General features: G+C 71.7%; 12 protein-coding genes. 1 reads left to right on the top strand and 11 read right to left on the bottom strand.

Features of this window, described 5'->3' with window-relative positions:
- Window positions 1-8: 8 nt before the first annotated feature.
- From ACFV9D_RS03540 to ACFV9D_RS03515, 6 genes are all read right to left on the bottom strand, one after another.
- Window positions 9-1,196 carry a YncE family protein gene (locus ACFV9D_RS03540; RefSeq protein ID WP_385140209.1) on the bottom strand — a complete coding sequence of 396 codons (1,188 nt, stop codon included), beginning with the start codon at window positions 1,194-1,196 and terminating at the stop codon, window positions 9-11.
- Entirely contained in the window at window positions 1,196-1,948 is a 753-nt protein-coding gene (locus ACFV9D_RS03535; protein WP_385140207.1) for a polysaccharide deacetylase family protein, read from the bottom strand. Before ACFV9D_RS03535 ends, ACFV9D_RS03540 begins: the two co-directional genes overlap by 1 nt.
- A 357-nt stretch (window positions 1,949-2,305) precedes the next feature.
- Window positions 2,306-2,809, bottom strand: a complete 504-nt coding sequence (locus tag ACFV9D_RS03530) for an ATP-binding protein (protein ID WP_385140204.1) — start codon at window positions 2,807-2,809, stop codon at window positions 2,306-2,308.
- A 101-nt stretch (window positions 2,810-2,910) separates the two neighbouring features.
- The gene (locus ACFV9D_RS03525) at window positions 2,911-3,678 is read right to left on the bottom strand and encodes an enoyl-CoA hydratase/isomerase family protein (RefSeq protein ID WP_385140201.1); all 768 of its coding nucleotides are present in this window, start codon (window positions 3,676-3,678) and stop codon (window positions 2,911-2,913) included.
- A gap of 87 nt (window positions 3,679-3,765) precedes the next feature.
- Window positions 3,766-5,016: an Ig-like domain-containing protein gene (locus ACFV9D_RS03520; protein ID WP_385140198.1), complete on the bottom strand. Its 1,251-nt coding sequence runs from the start codon at window positions 5,014-5,016 to the stop codon at window positions 3,766-3,768.
- A 186-nt stretch (window positions 5,017-5,202) separates the two neighbouring features.
- Window positions 5,203-6,423 carry an Ig-like domain-containing protein gene (locus ACFV9D_RS03515; protein ID WP_385140196.1) on the bottom strand — a complete coding sequence of 407 codons (1,221 nt, stop codon included), beginning with the start codon at window positions 6,421-6,423 and terminating at the stop codon, window positions 5,203-5,205.
- Between the two features lie 166 nt (window positions 6,424-6,589).
- Here ACFV9D_RS03515 and glgX point away from each other — a divergent pair, with 166 nt between their 5' ends.
- Window positions 6,590-8,809, top strand: a complete 2,220-nt coding sequence (gene glgX / locus ACFV9D_RS03510; protein ID WP_385140194.1) for a glycogen debranching protein GlgX — start codon at window positions 6,590-6,592, stop codon at window positions 8,807-8,809.
- 217 nt (window positions 8,810-9,026) lie between these two features.
- Here the strand turns inward: glgX and ACFV9D_RS03505 are convergent, their stop codons facing one another.
- From ACFV9D_RS03505 to ACFV9D_RS03485, 5 genes are read right to left on the bottom strand one after another with little or no spacing between them, the layout of a single operon-like run.
- A complete protein-coding gene (locus ACFV9D_RS03505) occupies window positions 9,027-10,007 on the bottom strand; it encodes a helix-turn-helix domain-containing protein (protein WP_385140191.1) in 981 nt (326 codons plus the stop codon).
- A gap of 28 nt (window positions 10,008-10,035) precedes the next feature.
- Window positions 10,036-10,704, bottom strand: a complete 669-nt coding sequence (locus tag ACFV9D_RS03500; RefSeq protein ID WP_385140188.1) for a response regulator — start codon at window positions 10,702-10,704, stop codon at window positions 10,036-10,038.
- A complete protein-coding gene (locus tag ACFV9D_RS03495; protein ID WP_385140185.1) occupies window positions 10,697-12,007 on the bottom strand; it encodes a sensor histidine kinase in 1,311 nt (436 codons plus the stop codon). The genes ACFV9D_RS03500 and ACFV9D_RS03495 overlap by 8 nt, the downstream gene beginning before the upstream one ends.
- A 38-nt stretch (window positions 12,008-12,045) precedes the next feature.
- Window positions 12,046-12,804, bottom strand: a complete 759-nt coding sequence (locus ACFV9D_RS03490; RefSeq protein ID WP_385140182.1) for an ABC transporter permease — start codon at window positions 12,802-12,804, stop codon at window positions 12,046-12,048.
- Complete coding sequence (locus tag ACFV9D_RS03485; protein WP_385140179.1) at window positions 12,801-13,706, bottom strand: ABC transporter ATP-binding protein; 906 nt, start codon at window positions 13,704-13,706, stop codon at window positions 12,801-12,803. Before ACFV9D_RS03485 ends, ACFV9D_RS03490 begins: the two co-directional genes overlap by 4 nt.
- Window positions 13,707-13,747 lie beyond the last annotated feature (41 nt).

Below are 13,747 nucleotides of genomic sequence, written 5' to 3'. Positions count from 1 at the left end.
CGCCCGAATCAGCGGAAGACGCCGGTGTGACCGAGCGAGTAGCGGCCGGGCTGGGGGTAGACCGCGAGGCCGTGGGGGCCGCCGCCGACCGGGATGCGGGCCAGCTGCTTGCCGGTGGTCGTGTCGATCGCGTAGACCTCGGAGTCGTAACGGCCTGACAGCCACAGCACCTTGCCGTCGGCCGAGACGCCGCCCATGTCCGGGGAGCCGCCGTCCGGGAGCCACCACTTCTTCGTCAGTGAGTTCTTGGCGAAGTCGAAGACCGAGATGGAGCCCTCGCCGCGGTTGGGGACGTACATCTCCTTGGAGTCCCGGGAGATGTAGAGGCCGTGGGCGCCCTTGCCGGTCGGCATGAGCGTCGGGGTGGTGAACTTCTCGCCGTCGAGGACCCACATGCCGTGGGCCATCATGTCGGCGATGTAGAAGGTCCTGCCGTCCGGCGAGATCTTCACGTCCTGCGGCATCGCGCCCTCGAAGGGCAGTTTCTGCTGGCCGATGACCTCCATCTTCTCCGTGTCGACCTTCAGCAGTTCGCCGGAGAACTCGCAGGAGACGACGAAGTACCGGCCGTCCGCGGAGAAGTCCGCGTGGTTGACGCCGTAACAGGAGACCGGGACGGTCTTCTTCCGGTCCATGGTGTGCGGGTCGCGGAAGACCAGTTCACGGTCGAGGGAGGCCATGACGACGGCGTACTTGCCGTCCGGCGTGAAGTAGAGGTTGTACGGGTCGTGGACCTCGACGGGCTTGCCCGCGACCCCGGTGGCCGGGTCGATCGGGGTGAGGGTGTGGCCGCGGTTGTTGTTGACCCAGAGCGTCTTCAGGTCCCACGACGGGACGACGTGCTGCGGCTGGATGCCGACCGGGATGGTCTCGATCACCCGGTACGTGGCCGGGTCGATGACCGAGACGGTGTTGGAGTTGGTGTTGGGCACGTAGACCCGGGAGGGGAAGTCCTTGACCACGGGCGAGAGCTTGTTCGGCCGGTCGGCGGCGTAGACGTCCTTGGGGTCGAGGACGGGCGGCATGCCGGGCAGGCCGTCCGGGACGGCCTTCTTCGCTACGGCCGGGGGCACGGCGGCCTCCTTCCTGGCGCCGCCGCGGGGCTCGGCCCCGTCGTCCGCGGTGCCGCACCCGGCGAGCGCGGCGAGCAGCGCGGCGGCGAGGAGGCTCTTCGTACGCGTGGTGAGAGGCAGCATCAGGTCAGCAGCTCCGTGGTCGTCACCGCGCGCAGGCCGCGGCGGTCGAGGTCGGCGAGGAGGGGCGGCAGCGCGGCGACCGTGTCCGCGTAGCCGAAGTGCAGGCTCACCACCGATCCGTTGCGGATCGACCCGGTGACGTTGCGGACGACGGCCGCCGCGCCGGGCGAGGTGAAGTCGAGGGAGTCGACGTCGTACGAGAGGACGTGCGGGTAGCCGGCCCGGCGGGCGGCCCGCTGGACGGTCGGGGTCGCGTGCTGGCTCCTGGAGGGCCGGAACCAGCTGCCGATGGAGCCGGTGAGCCGGCGCAGCCGGGTGGCGCAGGCGCTGATCTCCGCGTGCGCGGCGTCTTCGCCCAGCGCGTTGACATCGAGGTGGCGCTGCGTGTGGTTGCCGAGGTCGTGGCCGCCGTCGAGGATCCGGCGGGCGAGCTCGGGGTGGGCGTCGAGCCAGTCGCCGACGGCGAGGACGGTGACCCGGGCGCCGCCCTTCTCCGCCTCCGCGAGCACGGCGCGGGCGAGGGCGGGGTCGCCCTGGCCGTGGAAGGTGAGGGCGACCCGGGGGCGGTCGCGGGGGCCGCTCGCGATCTCCACGGGGTGACCGGGGAAGCGGCGGGGGGCCGGAGCGGCGGGCGCGGGCGCGGGGCCGCGGGGTGCGGGAGGGGTCTCCGTGCCGCACGCGGCCGTGAGCGCTCCCGTGAGGGCGGCGGCGGCACCCGCCCGCAGGGCGCCACGGCGGTCGGTCGGGGTCACGCGACCATTGGACAGCCGTTATGCCCGAAAAGTAATGATTAGGCCAATTCAGGACGTTTGCGGGCCTCCCTTCCGCGTCCACCATGCGGACACGGCGAGGAAACAAGCGGTGAACCCCATACTTATTCACCATTTACAAGGTCCGTGCTCTATGTCACCAATGATTCATTGCTGAACAGTCCATCTTTGTCCGAATTTGCCCCAGTAGGGACTTTTGGCGACAAGGCCCCCTGTCTGCCATAGTCGGGAACACGACCCCCATTGACCCGGGCCAGGTCGTCCGAGCACCGTGGATACACACCCCCCCGATCCGCGGCGCTCCCTACACAGAAGCCCCCGCACGGGGGCTTTTGCGTATCAGCGGTCGGCGACCCGCATCTCGAACCACGTCGTCTTGCCGCGCGGCTGCAGATCCACGCCCCAGCGGTCGGAGAGCTTGTCGACGAGGAAGAGCCCGCGACCGCTGATGTCCAGCTCCTGCACGGGCATGAGACACGGCAGTCCGCGCGAGGGGTCCCGGACCTCGATCCGGATCCAGCCGCGGCGGCGCAGCATGCGCAGTCCGAAGACCCGGGCACCGGTGTGCCGGACGGCGTTGCCGACGAGTTCGGAGACGAGCAGGACGGCGTGCTCGGCGATCTGCGGGGAGAGCGCCCAGTGGCGCAGGACGACGCACTGGGTGAGCCGGCGGGCGATGGCGGCGGACTCGGGACGGGACGGCAGCCGGACGTCCTCCTCGGCCGGATTCCCGTACAACTCCAGCGCCTTGAGAGCCTGTTCGTCCTCGGCTGCCGGCACCCACCGCGCGGCGGTCGCACCGCCGTGCTGCCGCGGCTGTTCCACACCTTCCAGGCCCGCCATGCCCCCATCATGGCCGGACGGACCGGGCCGCGGGGCCGTTCCGGCGGAATCGATCCCCCGGAATCGATAATTCCGGGGGATTCACCTGGCATATGCCAGAGTCAGACGAACTTCGCCTTCCCCGGGCCCTCCTCGACGAAGCTGCGCATCCCGCGCTCGCGGTCCTCGGTCGCGAACAGACCGGCGAACCAGGTGCGTTCGATCGCGAGACCGGTGTCGATGTCGGCCTCGAGACCCTGGTCGATCGCCTCCTTGGCGGCCCGCAGCGCGATGGCCGGCCCCTGGGCGAGCTTCGCGGCCCAGGCGTGCGCCTGCTCGTACACCTCGGCCGCCGGGACGACCCGGTCGACCAGGCCGAGCGTCAGCGCCTCGTCGGCCTTCACCATCCGGCCGGTGAAGATGAGGTCCTTGGCCTTCGACGGGCCGACCAGGCGGGACAGCCGCTGGGTGCCGCCGGCGCCGGGGATCAGGCCGAGCAGGATCTCGGGCTGACCGAGCTTGGCGTTGTCGGCGGCGATCCGGTAGTCGGCGCACAGGGCCAGTTCGCAGCCACCGCCGAGGGCGTAACCGGTGATCGCGGCGACGACCGGCTTGGGGATGCGGGCGATCGCGGTGAAGGAGTCCTGGAGCGCGCGCGACCGCTTGACCATGGCCGCGTGGTCCATGACCTGCATCTCCTTGATGTCCGCGCCGGCCGCGAACACCTTCTCGCCGCCGTACAGGATCACGGCCCGCACGTCGTCGCGGTCGGTCGCCTCCTGGGCCAGCTCGCGCAGCCGGTCCTGGGTGGCGATGTCGAGGGCGTTCATCGGGGGGCGGTCGAGGCGGATGACGCCGACGCCTTCGGCGACTTCGAGGTTCACAGTCATACCCGGCAGGTTAGCCGCCGTTAACGGCAACGGACCCGGTGCTGTTGCTCACAGCACCGGGTCCGCCGTACGGAGTGGCTCAGGGCCCTACTTGGTCCACTCCGACCAGCTCATGTTCCAGCCGTTGAGGCCGTTGTCCGGGGCGATCTGCTTGTCCTTCGAGTTCTTCACGATCACCACGTCGCCGATGAGCGAGCGGTCGTAGAACCAGGCGGCCGGCATCGAGCTGTTGCCGGCGCCGCGGGCGTCCCGCAGACCGACGCAGCCGTGGCTGACGTTGGCCGAGCCGAAGGTCCCGGCCGAGGCCCAGTAGTTGCCGTGGACGAAGGTGCCCGAGGTCGACAGACGCATCGCGTGCGGCACGTCCTTGATGTCGTACTCACCGCCGAAGCCGACCGTGGCGCCGTTCATCCGGGTCACCTTGTACTTCTCGCTGATGACCATCTGGCCGTTGTACGTGGTCGTGGACGGGGCGCCCGCGGTGATCGGGATCGTCTTGATGATCTTGCCGTCGCGCTCGACCTTCATCGTCTTGGCGCTCGCGTCGACCGTGGAGACCTGCCGGCGGCCGATGGTGAAGGAGATCGTCTTCTTCTGCTTGCCGTAGACGCCCGGGCGGCCCTCGACGCCGTCCAGGTTGAGCTCGACCTTCACCTTGGTGCCCGCGGCCCAGTACTCCTTGGGACGGAAGTCCAGGCGGTCGTTGCCGAACCAGTGGCCCTCGATCTCCACCGCGGGCTCGGCGGTCACCTTGATGGCGTTCTCGACGGCCGCCGGGTCGGTGATGCCCCGGGTGAAGTTGATGGAGACCGGCATGCCGACGCCGACGGTCGAACCGTCCTCGGGCGTGTAGTGGCCGATGAAGGTGTTCTTCGGGGTCAGCGTGGTGAAGGTGGTGTCCTTCGCCGACTCACGGCCCTCGGTGTCCTTCGCGATGGCGTGGACCTTGTACTGCGTACCCGCGGCAAGGTGACCGACCGGCTGCCAGCTGGCACCGTCCGCGGCGATCTTGCCCTCGACCTCGGCGCCCTTGGAGTCGGCGACGGTGACCGTCGTCAGCTTGCCCTGCTCGGCCGTCACCTTCAGCGCACCGCTGGTGGCGACCGAGTCGGCGCCGTCCTTCGGGGCGATGGTGACGACCGCCTGCGACGCCGCGTTCTCCTGCTTGCCTCCGCCGCTCTGCGCCGGGTCCTGTCCGCCCTTGCCGCCACCGGCCGGGTCCCCGCCCCCGCAGGCCGTCAGCACCAGGAGCAACGCCCCCACAGCCAGGGCCTGCAGACGCGCGCCCCCGCGCCGCCGTCCACGCGTCACCCCGGCCGATATCGGCTGCCCGTTCAAAATGGTCGTCTCCCCTCGCACGGCCTGGTCTCGCCACGGCCCGCACCCCCGCACGCATCCTCCGCGCACACGGCGCTAGATAATCACACCGCAGGACACGAAAGTTCCACGCGAATGTCACCGTTCAGTCCCAGTTGATCCAGGAACCGTGCACGGGACGCAGGTCAGCGAGGGGACGACGGGGGCTCACCGCAGGGCGGAACCTGCCTTCCATTGCATCCAGTCCATGTTCCAGCCTCCGAGCCCGTTGTCGGGAGCGACCTTTCGGTCACGGGAGTTGACCACTTCCACCACGTCGCCGATGAGCGTCCGGTCGAAGAACCAGCCCGCCGGGGAGTCCGCGCTGCCGCCCTTCTCGTCCCGCAGACCGACACAGCCGTGGCTGACGTTGGCCGAGCCGAAGGTGGATTCCGCGGCCCAGTAGTTGCCGTGCAGGAAGGTCCCCGAGTCGGTCAGCCGCATCGCGTGCGGTACGTCCTTGATGTCGTACTCGCCGCCGAAACCGACCGTCCGGCCGTCCATCCGGGTCACGTCGTACAACTCCGTGACCACCATCTTCCCGTTGTACGTGGTGGTCATCGGCGCCCCGGCCGTGATGGGCACGGTCGCCAGCAGCTCGCCGTCCTTGCGCACCTCCATGGTGTGCGCGGCCGCGTCGACCAGGGAGACCTGGGAGCGTCCGACGGTGAAGCCGACCTTCTTGCGCTGGATGCCGTACACACCCGGCGCTCCCTCGACGTCGCGCAGCGCGAGTTCGACGGTCACCTTGGTGCCGGGCTGCCAGTACTCCGCGGGGCGGAAGTCGAGCCGCTCCTTGCCGAACCAGTGGCCCACGACCTCCACCGGCGGATCGGAGGTGATCCTGATGGCCCGTTCGACCGCCTCGCGGTTCTCGATGGCCCGGTTGAAACCGAAGGACACGATCATGCCGGTGCCGACCGTGGAACGGTTCTCCGGCTTGAAGTAGCCGATGAAGCGGCGCTCGGGCACGACGGTGGTGAAGGTGGTGTGCCGGGCGGAGCGCCGGCCGTGCGCGTCGAGCGCGACGGCGTCCACGCTGTACTTGGCGGCGAGCGCGAGCCGTTCGTCCGCCGCCGGCCGCCAGCGCAGCCCGTCCTCGCTGATCGCGCCCGGGACCGCGGTGCGCTGGGCGTCCTCGACCTGGACGACGGTGACCCGTTCGAGGCGACCGCTGTCCACCGACACCTCGATCGGCCCCTCGGCCGAAACGGCCCGGCTGCCGTCCTCCGGGCTGATCCGGATGACGTCGCCGGGCGCCCGCGCCTTCCCGGGCAGCGAGATGTCGATACCGCCGCCGCCGTCACCCTTGTCGGTGCAGCCCGCCAGGCCCACCATCAGTCCCGCCACCGCGAGGGCGTACCCCGCCCGCTTCCATACGTGTTTCACGACCGGCCCAACGACGACCACCCTCCAGGGGAAACGTGCGTGCGGGTCATGTTGGGAGTACGGCGGTACGGGCAGAACAGGTGGGAGGACCACGTGCGGGGAGTCGCGGCCGGGACGCCGCGGGTCCGAGCCGTGCGAGGCCCGACGAGCCGCGGGAGGCCGACAGGTGTCGAGCGCAGCCGAGCAGGAGGCGGTACGGGACGGAGTGGGGCCCTCCCCTGCCCCGGAGCGGTTCCGGCCGCCCGCGGTGTGGCCGGGTGCGCCCACACCGTTGGGCGCGCGGTGCCGGGTGGGGCCCGACGGGGTGTCCGGCACCAACTTCGCGCTGTGGGCGGGCGGGGCGGAGGCGGTCGAGCTGTGCCTCTTCGACGCCGACGGGACGGAGAGACGGCTGCCGCTGACCGAGCTCACCCATGAGATCTGGCACGGCTTCGTGCCGGGGGTGGCGGCCGGGCAGCGGTACGGCCACCGGGTGCACGGCCGCTGGGACCCGTGGACGGGCGCCCGCTGGAATCCGGCCAAGCTGCTCCTGGACCCGTACGCGCGGGCCGTGGACGGCTCCTTCGCGCTGCCGCCGGAGGTGTACGGGCACGTCCGGGACTGGCCGCAGCAGCACGTGGCCGACACCGTCCGGGACGACCGGGACTCGGCGCCGTACGTCCCGAAGGGGGTCGTCGTCCAGGACGACGACGACTGGTCGGACGACCGCCGGCCGAAGACGCCCTGGCCGGACTCCGTCATCTACGAGCTGCATGTGAAGGGCTTCACCAAGCTCCACCCGGGCATCCCCGAGGAGCTGCGGGGCACCTACGCCGGGCTCGCGCACCCGGCGGCGATCGAGCATCTCGTACGGCTCGGGGTGACGGCGGTCGAGCTGCTTCCGGTGCATCAGTTCGCGCACGAGGACCATCTGCTGCGGCGGGACCTGCACAACTACTGGGGGTACAACTCCATCGGCTACTTCGCCCCGCACGCCGGCTACTCCTCGTCGGGGACGGCGGGGCAGCAGGTCGGCGAGTTCAAGCGGATGGTGCGGGCGCTGCACGCGGCCGGGATCGAGGTCATCCTCGACGTGGTCTACAACCACACGGCCGAAGCGGGCGAGCTGGGACCCACGCTCTCCCTGAAGGGCATCGACAACCGCGGCTACTACCGGCTGCAGTCCGACGCCCGCCGGTACGCCGACTACACCGGCTGCGGCAACACCCTGCACGTGGTCCAGCCGCAGGTGCTGCGGCTGATCACGGACTCGCTGCGGTACTGGGTGACGGAGATGGGCGTCGACGGCTTCCGCTTCGACCTGGCCGCCGCGCTCGCGCGCTCGATGCACGACGTCGACATGCTCTCGCCCTTTCTCGCCGTCATCGCCCAGGATCCGGTGCTGCGCCGGGTCAAGCTGATCGCCGAGCCGTGGGACGTCGGCAACGGCGGCTACCAGGTGGGGGCGTTCCCGCCGCTGTGGACGGAGTGGAACGACCGCTACCGCGACGCGGTACGGGACTTCTGGCGCGGCGCGCTGCCCGACGTACGGGACCTCGGCTACCGGCTCTCCGGTTCGAGCGACCTGTACGCGTGGGGCGGCCGGCGGCCGTACGCCTCGGTCAACTTCGTCACCGCGCACGACGGCTTCACGCTCCGGGACCTCGTCACGTACGAGCGGAAGCGCAACGAGGGCAACGGAGAGGGCAACCGGGACGGGACGAACGACAACCGCGCCTGGAACTGCGGGACGGAGGGCGAGACCGACGACCCGGAGATCGGCGCGCTGCGCCTGCGCCAGCTGCGGAACCTGCTGACGACGCTGCTGCTGTCGACCGGGGTGCCGATGCTGGTCGCGGGCGACGAGATGGGCCGCACGCAGGGCGGCAACAACAACGCCTACTGCCAGGACAACGAGACGAGCTGGCTGGACTGGTCGCTGCCCGAGGACCCGGGGCGGCGGGAGCTGCTCGCCCTGACCCGACGGCTGCTCGCGCTGCGTCACGCCCACCCGGTGTTGCGCCGCCGCGCGTTCTTCTCCGGTCGCCCGCAGGGCGCGGACGGGCTGCGGGACCTCGCCTGGTTCACGGCGGACGGCACGGAGATGACGGAAGGCGACTGGTACGCGCCCGCGGCCACGCTCGGTCTCTACCTCTCGGGCCGCGACATACCGGGCCGCGACGCCCGCGGCGCCCAGGTCACCGACGACAGCTTCCTGGCGATCCTGCACGCGGGCCCCCGCCCCGTCGAGTACCGGCTGCCGGGCCCGCCGTGGGCGGAGTCGTACGAACTGGTCCTGGACACCACCCTGGAGGACCAGTCCCACTCCCCCGGGACGGTGCACCGGGGCGGGGGGACGGTGACGGTGGGGGCGCGGTCGGTGCTGCTGCTGCGGGTCGGGGGGTGAGGGGCGGCATCGAACGTGACCCCGCACCGGCCACCGCGGCGCGACGGCGGTGGCCGGTCCGGGGAACGGGTGGTGCTTCCCCCTGTGTGCCGCGGGCGGCACACACGCCTGGGGCACCGGCGCGCGGGCCGTCCCCGACATCCCCCGTGGCGGCTCCGCGTGCCCGTCCAGTCTCCGTGCGTCCGTTCGGTGCTGTCTTTGGCCTGGAGCGCACAGCTCATTGACGCTGCGCGCACTCCCCGTACGCGCGGTACTCGCTGGGCGTGCAGCCGTAGGCCGTGCGGAACGCCCGGCTGAAGGCGGCGTGGTGGCGGAAGCCCCAGCGGGCCGCGATGTCGTGGACGGGGGTCGTCCGCTGCGCCGGGTCGGCGAGGTCGTGCCGCGCCCGGTCCAGGCGGGCGTCGCGGATCCAGCCGGAGACGGTGACGCCGTGCTCCTGGCAGAGGCGGTGGAGATAGCGCACGGAGATGTGGTGGGCGGCGGCGATGGTGGCCGGGGAGAGTCCGGGGTCGGCGAGCTCCCGGCGGACGAAGTCCTGGATCCGCAGGAAGAGGGCGCGCCGGCGGCTCTCCGGCTCCGGCGCGCTCTCGGCGTCGAGGTGCCGGCCGGCCGTGCCGGCGAGGAGGTCGAGCAGCATCCGGGTGAGACGGGGCGCGTCGGTCTCGTCGAAGGAGGCTCCGTCGGTGGCGAGCCGGACGAGGAACTGGGCGAGCATCGCGCCGAATCCGGAGTCCGAGGCCATGCGGAGGGCGACGAGCCGTTCGGCCTCGCGGGAGGGCAGCGGGAGGAGGGCCTTGGGGAACTGGGCGACGATGTGCCCGAGTCGGCCGTCCTCGCTCCGCGTACCGCCGAGGAAGGGCAGCGAGGAGTCGTAGACCATCAGGTCGCCCGCGCCGACCGCGGTGTCCCGGCCTGCCTGGGAGATCCACATGTCGCCGCTGAGGGTGAGCGAGAGCTGGTAGTAGCCGGGATCGGCGCGGCTGATCAGCCGGGGGGTGCGCGCGGTCGTCAGCGGCGGGTAGCGCATCGCGGTGACCTGGACGGCGCCGAGGTCGAGGGCGTGCGCCTCGGCGTGGAAGTCGTCCGCGTACGCGCTGTGCATGACGGTCGGGATGAGCGCGGTGGCTGTCATGTCGTGCCACCAGCCGAAACGGTCGGCCCGGTCCAGTGCGTCGGTCGTGAAGTGGTGGACGTCCATGACTCCCCCGAGTCGCGTCGCACGTCGGTCAGTTGCGGCCCAGGATGCCCCGGTCGTAGGCGGACGCGACCGCGGCGGCCCGGTCCTTGACGCCCAACTTGCCATAGATGTGCGTCAGATGGGTCTTCACGGTCGCCTCGCTGATGAAGAGCTCGGCGGCGATGGCGCGGTTGGAGGTGCCCTTGGCGACGAGTTCGAGGACTTCGCGTTCGCGGGCGGAGAGCGTCTCGTCCGCGGGCGCGGCGGGGGTGCGGACCCGGGTGATCAGGCGGGACGCGACGGCGGGCGACAGGACCGTGCGGCCCTCGGCGGCGGCCAGGACCGCGGCGAACAGCTCGTCGCGGGGCACGTCCTTGAGGAGGTAGCCGGTGGCGCCCGCCTCGATCGCGGGGAGGGTGTCCGTGTCGGTGTCGTACGTGGTGAGGACGAGGATCCGGGAGCGGGCGCCGCGCCGGGTCAGTTCGGCGATGGCGTCGACGCCGTTGCCGCCGGGCATCCGCAGGTCCATGAGGACGACGTCCGGGTCGAGACGCAGGGTGAGTTCGACGGCCTCGACGCCGCCGGACGCCTCGCCGAGGACCTCGAAGCCGGGACCGCCCGCTCCCGGGGGTGCGGCGGTGAACATGCCGCGCAGGCCGTCTCGTACGACGGGATGGTCGTCGACGATCAGCAGGGTGATGGGCGGGCGCTCAGTCATGGTGCACCAACGGTACGCGGGCACAGATCGCCGTCCCCTCGCCGGGCGCCGTCTCCACGGTGACGCAGCCGGCGAGGCGTTCGGCCCTGGCCCGCATGCCGTCGAGGCCGAACCCGCCGCCTCCCGAGGCGGCGGTGGTGCGGGCGGGAACGCTGAGGGGGTCGAAGCCGCGTCCGTCGTCCCGTACGTCGAGGGTGATCTCGTCGCCCATGTACGAGAGGGTGACGCCGGCCCGGGAGGCCCCGGAGTGCCGTTCGGCGTTGGCGAGTGCCTCCTGGGCGATCCGCAGCAGGGTGGCGGCGACCTCGTCGTGGAGAGGTTCCTCGGTGCCGGTGACGGTGAACCGGGTGGTGATGCCGGTGCGTTCGGACCAGACGGCGACGGTCTTCTTCAGCGCCTCGGGGAGCGTGTCGTGCTCCAGCGCGACCGGGCTCAGGTTCTGCACGGAGCGGCGGGCCTCGCCGAGGCTGTGGCGGGCGAGGCCGGCGGCGCGCTGGAGGTGGACCCGGGCGACGTCGGGGTCGGGGGTGGCGGTGACGACCTGGAGCTGGGCGATGATGCCGGTCAGCCCCTGCGCGATGGTGTCGTGGATCTCGGCGGCGAGCCGGCGCCGTTCGTCGGCGACCCCCGCCTCGCGGGCCTGGAGGAGGAGTTGGGCCTGCAGGGCGGCGTTCTCGGCGAGGGCCTGTTCCAGGCGGGCGTTGGTGCGGGCGAGTTCGGTGATGGTGGCGGCGCGCTCGGCGGCCTTCTCGGCCTCCTTCGTACCGAGGTGGGAGAAGACGACGGCGAGGCAGGCGTTGAGCGCGAACAGTCCGCCGAACGCGACCCAGGTGACGAGCGAGGTGGGCGGGAGTCCGCCGGACTGGGCCCCGGCCATGATGACGGCGGTGGCGAGGAGCCCGGCGCGGGCGAACCGGCGGGGCAGGAGGTGGCCGGCGTCGAAGAAGCCGATGCAGGCGTAGACGGAGAAGAAGGGGTTGAGCCAGGTGAGCGCGAAGGCGAGGGCGGTACGGAGGACGAAGTAGACGGTGGACGCCAGGCCCGGGGCACCGAGCACGTGGGGGATGCCGCCCGGTTCGTCCTCGGGCTCCGGGAGCCCGGGCGCGAGGCGACGGTGGATGTCCCACCCGATCTGGAGGATGAGGGTCGCGGCGGTCAGGGCCGCCGCGACGGCCATCTCCGCACCGCCCATGGGCAGCACGCCCGCCGCGGTCGCCGCGAGGACCGTGGCGAGGACCAGCAGACCGTACGGCCCCCAGCTGAAGAACTGGCGCCACCGCTCCTCGACCGTCGTCGCCGTCACCGCGACCTCTCCCCCTCCGTGTCCCTCACTCCTGCCCGTCACTCCCAACGGAACCAGCGCGCCGCCGTGGTGGTCAGGACGACCGTCCACAGGGCCATCACTCCCAGCGCGGCCCAGGCGGGCCCGCCGCCGGTCGTCGCGGTGTCGAGTGCCTGCGAGGCGGCGCCGAACGGCGTGAACTCCACGATGCGTTGCAGCGTATCCGGCATGGCCTGCACCGGGACCCAGACGCCCGCGGTGAACATCGTCGGGAAGAACACGACCGAACCGACCGCGGTGGCGATCTTCTGCGTACGGGAGACGGCGCAGACGGCGGCGCCGAGGGCCAGGCCGCCGGCGATGGCGAGCAGCAGGGCGAGGGCGTAGCCGGCGAGGTTCTGCGGCAGCCGGACGCCGAAGGCGAGGCGGCCGACGGTGATGACGAGGACGGCGGAGACGAGCGCCGCGGCCCCGTGCAGGACGATCTGGGCGGTGAGGAGGGAGGCGGGGCGGACCGGGGTCGTCGACAGCCGGCGCAGGATGCCGCGTTCGCGGTAGCCGGCGAGGACGGGCGGCATGGCCTGGAGTCCGGCCATGATCAGGGCGAAGAGGACGGAGACGGGGACGTACAGGTCGATGACGCGGCGGCCGCCGAGGTCGGCGGAGGCCTCGCGGAAGGACGGGATCAGCCCGAGGATCACGAGGAGGACGGTCGGCGAGACCATCACCCAGAACAGGGCGCCCGGTTCGCGGGTGAAGAGGCGGACCTCGGTGCGGAGGACGGCGGTGGTGGCGGCGGTGCCGGCGGTCGTACTCACGGCTGGTCGGCTCCTGTCAGGTCGAGGAAGGCGTCGTCGAGGGTCGCGTCGGTGACCCGGAGCTGGTGGGCGGTGACGCCCCGGCGGGCGAGGAGGGCGACGAAGGCGTCGACGGTCGCGTCCGTCCCCTCGACCACGGTCCGCCCGTCCTTGGTCTCCACGGCGGCCGCCTGCGGCAGGGCGCGCAGTTCGGCCGGGTCCAGCGGGGTGCGGGCCGCGAAGGAGATGACCTTGGAGGCGGTGGCGCGGCCGATCAGCCCGTCGGGGGTGTCGAGAGCGGCGATCCGGCCCTTGTCGATGACGGCGATGCGGTCGCAGAGGCGCTGGGCCTCCTCCATGAAGTGGGTGACGAGCAGGACGGTCACGCCGGCGGCCCGGACGTCCTCGATGAGCGACCAGGTGTCGCGCCGGGCGCGCGGGTCGAGCCCGGTGGTGAGCTCGTCGAGGACCACGGCGCGCGGGTCGCCGACGAGGGCGAGCGCGATGAACAGCCGCTGCTTCTGCCCGCCGGACAGCTTCCCGAACCGGGTCCTCAGCTGCCCTTCGAGACCGAGCCGTTCGACGAGCCCGCGCCAGTCGGCGGGCCGCTCGTAGAAGGAGGCGTAGAGCTCCAGGGCCTCGCGGACGGTGAGCTTGGGCTGGAGTTCGCTCTCCTGGAGCTGCACGCCGAGGATCCGGGTGACGTCGGCGTGCCGGGCGACGGGGTCGAGCCCACCGACCCGTACGGTCCCGGCGTCCGGCGTCCGCAGCCCCTCGACGCACTCGACGGTGGTGGTCTTGCCGGCCCCGTTGGGGCCGAGGATCCCGAAGATCTCCCCCTCGGCGACCGCGAAGGAGACGCCGTCGACGACCACCTTGTCGCCGTAGGCCTTGCGCAGGCCCTGAACCTCGATCATTGACATGGCTCAAGGCTGTCGTCGCCGGGTGCCGGGCGGCATCGGCC

The organism is Streptomyces sp. NPDC059875, from assembly GCF_042731085.1.
GTDB lineage: Bacteria > Actinomycetota > Actinomycetes > Streptomycetales > Streptomycetaceae > Streptomyces.
Note: the sequence above shows the minus strand (reverse complement) of the source record. Positions and strands in the feature narration are given on the sequence as shown.

Coding starts and splice junctions, on each gene's coding strand:
- ACFV9D_RS03540 (WP_385140209.1), bottom strand. CDS start 1,196: ATGCTGCCTCTCACCACGCGTACGAAGAGCCTCCTCGCCGCCGCGCTG.
- ACFV9D_RS03530 (WP_385140204.1), bottom strand. CDS start 2,809: ATGGCGGGCCTGGAAGGTGTGGAACAGCCGCGGCAGCACGGCGGTGCG.
- ACFV9D_RS03525 (WP_385140201.1), bottom strand. CDS start 3,678: ATGACTGTGAACCTCGAAGTCGCCGAAGGCGTCGGCGTCATCCGCCTC.
- ACFV9D_RS03505 (WP_385140191.1), bottom strand. CDS start 10,007: ATGGACGTCCACCACTTCACGACCGACGCACTGGACCGGGCCGACCGT.
- ACFV9D_RS03500 (WP_385140188.1), bottom strand. CDS start 10,704: ATGACTGAGCGCCCGCCCATCACCCTGCTGATCGTCGACGACCATCCC.
- ACFV9D_RS03485 (WP_385140179.1), bottom strand. CDS start 13,706: ATGTCAATGATCGAGGTTCAGGGCCTGCGCAAGGCCTACGGCGACAAG.